2 protein-coding genes are annotated in these 5,437 nt (G+C 76.3%); both read right to left on the minus strand.

The features are described from left to right. A partial coding sequence (locus HYE82_RS33675) for a non-ribosomal peptide synthetase (protein WP_179178018.1) occupies positions 1-5,073 on the minus strand: 5,073 nt, incomplete at its 3' end. Positions 5,074-5,095: 22 nt separating this feature from the next. Then, positions 5,096-5,437: acyl carrier protein (locus HYE82_RS33680; RefSeq protein WP_218783358.1), on the minus strand; the 342-nt coding region annotated here is incomplete at its 5' end.

A 5,437-nucleotide genomic window follows, 5' to 3' on the forward strand; every position in this document is an offset into this window, starting at 1 on the left:
GGCCAGGCTTGCGGCGATGCCGCGGGCGGTGGGGGTCTGGATCAGGGCGTCCACCGGGACGTCCGCGCCGAACCGCTCGGCGAGTTCCTGGGCCAGCCGGATCATCGTGAACGAGGTCGCGCCCAGGTCGAACAGGTCGGTGTCCGGGTCGACCTCCGCCAGGCCGAGCAGGCCCGCGGCCAGGTCCGCCACGGCCGCCGCGTCGGCGTCCGGGCCGGTGGGGGCGGCCGCTCCGGCCGTCTCCGGCTCGGCCTGGCCGGCGGCGGCCTGGCCGGCGCGGACGGCGGCCAGCAGCGCGGTGACGGTCGGCCCGCTGATCAGGGCGTCCACGGACAGGGCGACACCGGTCAGCCGCTCGATCTCCTGGGCCAGCCGGATCATCGTGAACGAGGTCGCGCCCAGGTCGAACAGGTCGGCGTCGGGGTCGACCGCCTCCAGCCGGAGGCAGTCGGCGACGGCCGCCTCGACGAGGGCGGCGGTCCCCTCCTCGGGTCGTCCGGGCCGGGGGTCGTACACGGGGTCCTCCTCGATGGCGGGGGCCGGGTGGCCAGTGGGAACGGGGGCCTGGCGGGCGGCGGCGGCAGCGCCAGAAGCCGGAGCAGCCGGGCCGGCAGGAGCGGCAGCGGCGGGAGCGGCAGCGGCGGGAGCCGGAGCCAGAGCAGCCGGAGCCAGAGCAGCCGGAGCCAGAGCAGCCGGAGCCAGAGCAGCCGGAGCGGCAGGAGCGGGAGCGGCAGCGTCAGCAGCGGGAGCGGCAGGGGCGGCGGCGGGTGCCTGAGTGGTGGGCGGGGTGTTGGCGAAGAGGGCTGTGGCGGCCGGGCGGTCGAGCTTGCCGTTGGCCGTCAGCGGCAGCCGGTCCACGAACCGGAAGCTGCTCGGCACCAGGTACGGCGGCAGGGAGCGGGCCAGGTCGCGGCGCAGCTGCCCGACGGACGGGGCCAGGGTGCCGTCGGCCTCGACGCACACCGCCGCCAGGACCTGCTCGCCCGTGGCCGGGTCGGTGACCGGGAGCACCCTGGCCTCGGACACCCCGGGCAGCTCGGTGAGCGCGGCCTCGACCTCCTCCGGCTCGATCCTCAGGCCGCGGAGCTTGAACTGGCTGTCGATCCGGCCGAGGTACCTGATCTCGCCGTCCGGGCCGAGCTGCCCCAGGTCGCCGGTGCGGTACAGGCGCGGTGACGGGTCGTCGGCGAACGGCGACGCCACGAAGCGTTCGGCGGTCAGCTCGGGCCGGCCGTGGTAGCCGAGTGCGACGCCCGCGCCGCCGATGACGATCTCGCCCGGCGTGCCGTCCGGCACCCGTGCCATCCGCTCGTCCACCAGGTGGATGCGGGTGCGGGCGATCGGCCGGCCGATCGGCACGGTGGGCTCGTCCCAGTCGGGGCGGCACGCCCAGTGGGTCACGTCGATGGCGGCCTCGGTCGGGCCGTACAGGTTGTGCAGTTCGGCGCCGCCCGGCAGGACCCGGAAGAACTGCTTCATGGTCGCGACCGGAAGCGCCTCGCCGCTGGCGAAGACGTACCGCAGCGACGCGCAGCCGGACGCCGCCCGGTCGCGCAGGAACAGGCCGAGCACGGAGGGCACGAAGTGGGCGACCGTCACCCGCTCGTCGCGCAGCAGCCGGGCGAGGTAGCCGGGGTCGACGTGGCCGCCGGGCCGGGCGACCACGATGGACGCCCCGGCCAGCAGTGGCCAGAAGAACTCCCAGGCCGAGACGTCGAAGCCGTACGGGGTCTTCTGGGCGACCCTGTCCTCGGCGCCCAGCGGGAAGCGGTCCTGCATCCAGCGGACCCGGTTGACGAAGCCCCGGTGGGTGTTGCGGCAGCCCTTCGGCTTGCCGGTGGTGCCCGAGGTGTAGATCGTGTAGACGGGGTCGTCCGGGCCCACCTCCACCTGAGGGGGCGTCACCGGGCGGGACGCCAGCAGGGCCCGGTCCTCGTCGCGGTCCTGGCAGAGGACGACCGCGCCGGCGGCGGCCGGTACGGCGGCGAGCGCCGCGTCGGCGACCACCACGCGCGCGCCGCTGTCCTCCAGCAAATAACGCACCCGCTCCGGCGGGTTGGCCGGGTCGACGGGGACGTACACGGCTCCGGCGCGCACGATGCCGACCAGCGCGACCACCAGGTCGTCGGAGCGGTTCATGTGCACGGCGACGTGGTCGCCCGGGCGGACCCCGGAGGCGATCAGCTGGTGGGCCAGCCGGGCCGTACGGTGGTCGAGCTCGCGGTAGTCGACGACGCGCCCGTCCCAGTGGACGGCCGGGCGGTCCGGGTGGCGGGACAGCGCCTCGGCCAGCAGGGCGGTCATGGTCGGGGACGGCTCGTCGGCCGCCCCCGGCTCCCCGGCGGACTCGGCGGACTCGGCGGACACGGCGAAGGCGCGGATCCGGCGCGCGTAGCCCTCGAACATGGTGTCCAGCCGGTCGGCGGACAGGCAGCCCTCGGCGGCGTCCCACTGGCCGACCAGGTCGTCGCCGACGAGCAGCGGGACGTGGTCCAGCGCGACCTGGGCGGTCTGCGACTGGCTCTCGCGCAGCCGTACGCCGCGCGGGTGGAGGGCGGGATCGATCTCGGGCACCCGGGTGAAGACCACCGGCAGCCGCAGCCTGCCGCCGGAGCGGAAGACCCGCCCGCGCAGCTCGGCCAGGCCGGGCCGGACCTCGCCGCGCTCCAGGTCGGCGCGGACGCGGCTCCACAGCTCGCGGGCGCGCTGCGCGAAGTCGTCCGGCAGCGTGTCGTCGACCACCACCCAGGCCAGCTGGGTGAAGTCGGCGACCATGCGGTCCGCGTGGGCCAGGCCGGCGGGCCGGTCCCAGGAGACCACGGTCACGGTGAACGGCTCCGGGCCGAACGCGCGGCGCAGTTCGTCGGTGTACGCGGTCAGCAGCACCATGTCGGCCGGGACGCCGATGGCGGCGGCCCGCTCGGTGAGGCGCCGCCAGGATCCGAGGTCCGTGCGGCGGTGCAGCCGGGCCGCCTGCGGGGCCGGGTCGGGGAGCGCCGGCCCGCCGGGCAGGGCGGCGAACTTCTCCCGCCAGGCGAGCCGGGCGGCCTCTGCCGGACCGTCCTGGCCGGGCGCGGCCAGGCCGAGCAGGTACGGGCCCGGGTCGGCGGGGCCGTCGAGCACGGACGGGTCGCCGTCGTGCAGCGCGAACAGCTGGCCGAAGAGCAGTGCGAAGGATCGGGCGTCGGCGAGCAGCGCGTCCAGGACGACGTGCAGGACGGTGGTGCCGTCCGGCAGGGTGCTGGCCTCCAGCGCGTACATCGGCCGGCTGCCCAGGGGGAAGGTGCCGCCGCGCAGTCGGGCGGCGGTGTCGGCGAGCGCCCGCTCGACCGGGGACCCGCCGTCGGCGTCCGGCCCTTCGGCCGGCCGCAGGCCCGTCAGGTCGTGGCGGGCGATGCGGTAGTGGGGGGCGGTCGGCGCGACGTCCAGGCTGCCGTCCTGGTGGACGGCGGCGCGCAGCATCGGGTGGTGGGCGACCAGCCGGTTCCAGGCCGCCTCCAGGGCGTCCACGTCGTGGTTCTCCAGGAGGAACTCCTGGTAGACGCGGGTCTCCGCGGCGCCGCCGAGGGTGCCGAGCCGCCCGACGAGATAGGCCGACTGCACCTCGGTCAGCGGCAGTCGCCCGGAGGTGCCGGACGCCTGGCCGGCGGTCTCCGCGCCGGCGGTCTCCGCGCCGGTGGTCGGCGTGCCGGCGGTCTCCGCGCCGGCGGTCTCCGCGCCGGTGGTCGGCGTGCCGGTGGTCGGCAGGTCGGTGTTCCACACGGCCGGACCGAGCTCCGCGACCCGGCGCAGCAGGGCACCGAGCCGCTCGAAGGCGGCCCGCACCTCGGCGTCGTCCAGCGCCCCGGGCAGGTAGTCCCAGGACACGTGGAGCTGCCCGGCGCGCTCCTGGACGCACATCTCCAGCTGGACGCCGGGGGTGCGCGTGGCGGATGCGTCGACGTCCACCAGCGCGGCCCAGTTGCCGGGGTCGTCGGCGCGCCGGTCGGCGATGCTGCCGAGCAGGCTGGTGAAGACGACCGGTACCGGGACCGCCCGGCGGCCGGGCTCGGTGCGGGCGCGTTCGCGCAGCGCGCGCACCCCGCTGACGTCGCCGTGCTCCAGGTCGCGCCAGAGCTGGCCGCTGACCTCGGAGACCAGCTCGCCCAGGGTTCCGGCCGCCTCGGGGGCGACGAAGACGGAGGTGGACAGGAACGGGCCGACCAGGCGGGCCACGTCGGCGTGGACCGGGAGGCGGTTGTAGGTGGTGAGGACCAGCGGGAGCGGTCCGCTGCCGGTCGCGCGGACGACGGCTGCGTTCAGCGCGAGCAGCATCGCCGACGGGGTGGCCCGGGCCTCGCGGGCGGCCTCCTTGGCCCGCTCCCACTGCGGGCGGTCCAGGTGGAGCGTCATGCGCCGGTGCCCGCCGTCGGCGGCGGCCGCCGGAGCGGCTTCACGGCGGGCGAGCGGCAGCGGCCGGCCGAAGTCCACGGCCCCGAGCTTGTCCCGCCAGTACGCGAGGGACTCCTCGGACGGACGGCGGCCGCCGGTGACGAGCGCGTAGTCGCGGAAGGAGATCTCCGGGGCGCCGGGCTCCTCGCCGAACGCGTAGCGCGCGTACCAGTCCTGGAGCAGCAGCGAGACGCTCGGGCCGTCGGCGATCAGCTCCTCGACGGTGAGCATCACCCTGGTGCGCCCGCCGGGCAGTTCGGCGGCGGCTAGGGCGAACAGCGGCCAGCGGTGCGGGTCGATGGCGGCGGCGGACTGCCGGCGCATCTCCTCCAGGGAGGCGCGCAGTTCGTCGCGGCCGGCCGCAGTGAGGTCGCGCACCTCGAACCGGTACTCGGGCGCCTGCTCCAGGACGGTCTGGCGGGCGTCGGGCAGCAGGTGGGCGCGGAGCATGTCGGTGTCGGCGACGAGGCGGTTCCAGCTCTCCCGCAGCCGCGCCGGGTCGAGGCGGTCCGCCTCGAACTCCAGGTGGATCTGGGTGCCGCCGGTGTTCCCGCCCGCCGTCCGGCCGACGTAGAAGGACTCCTGGACCTCGGTGAGGGAGAAGGGCTGGTACCGGTCGGCGGGGTTGCTCTGGATGGTCATGGCGTGGCGCCAACTCTCTCGTTCAGGCCCGGTCGTGGGCGCGGTCGGCGGACAGGTGGGCGGCGAGCGCGGGGACGGTCGACTCGCTGAGCAGTTGGAGCGGCAGGGTCCGCCCGAACCGCTCGGTGATCTCGAACCGCAGGTTCATCAGGTTGATCGAATCGATCCCGTGTTCGAGCAGGGTGCGGTCGGGGGCGATCGGCCCCGCCGCGTCGGGGACGAAGCCCGCGACGAGGCGCGACAGCTGCTCGGTCACCGGTTCCCCGGAGCCGGCCGGTGCCGCCGCGGGCGCGGCTGCCGCCGCGGGCGCGGCTGCCGCCGCGGGCGCGGCTGCCGGCACGGGCGCGGGGGCGGGGGCCGGGGC

Origin of the sequence: Streptomyces sp. BR123, assembly GCF_013401435.1 — a bacterium.
Taxonomy (GTDB): domain Bacteria; phylum Actinomycetota; class Actinomycetes; order Streptomycetales; family Streptomycetaceae; genus Streptomyces.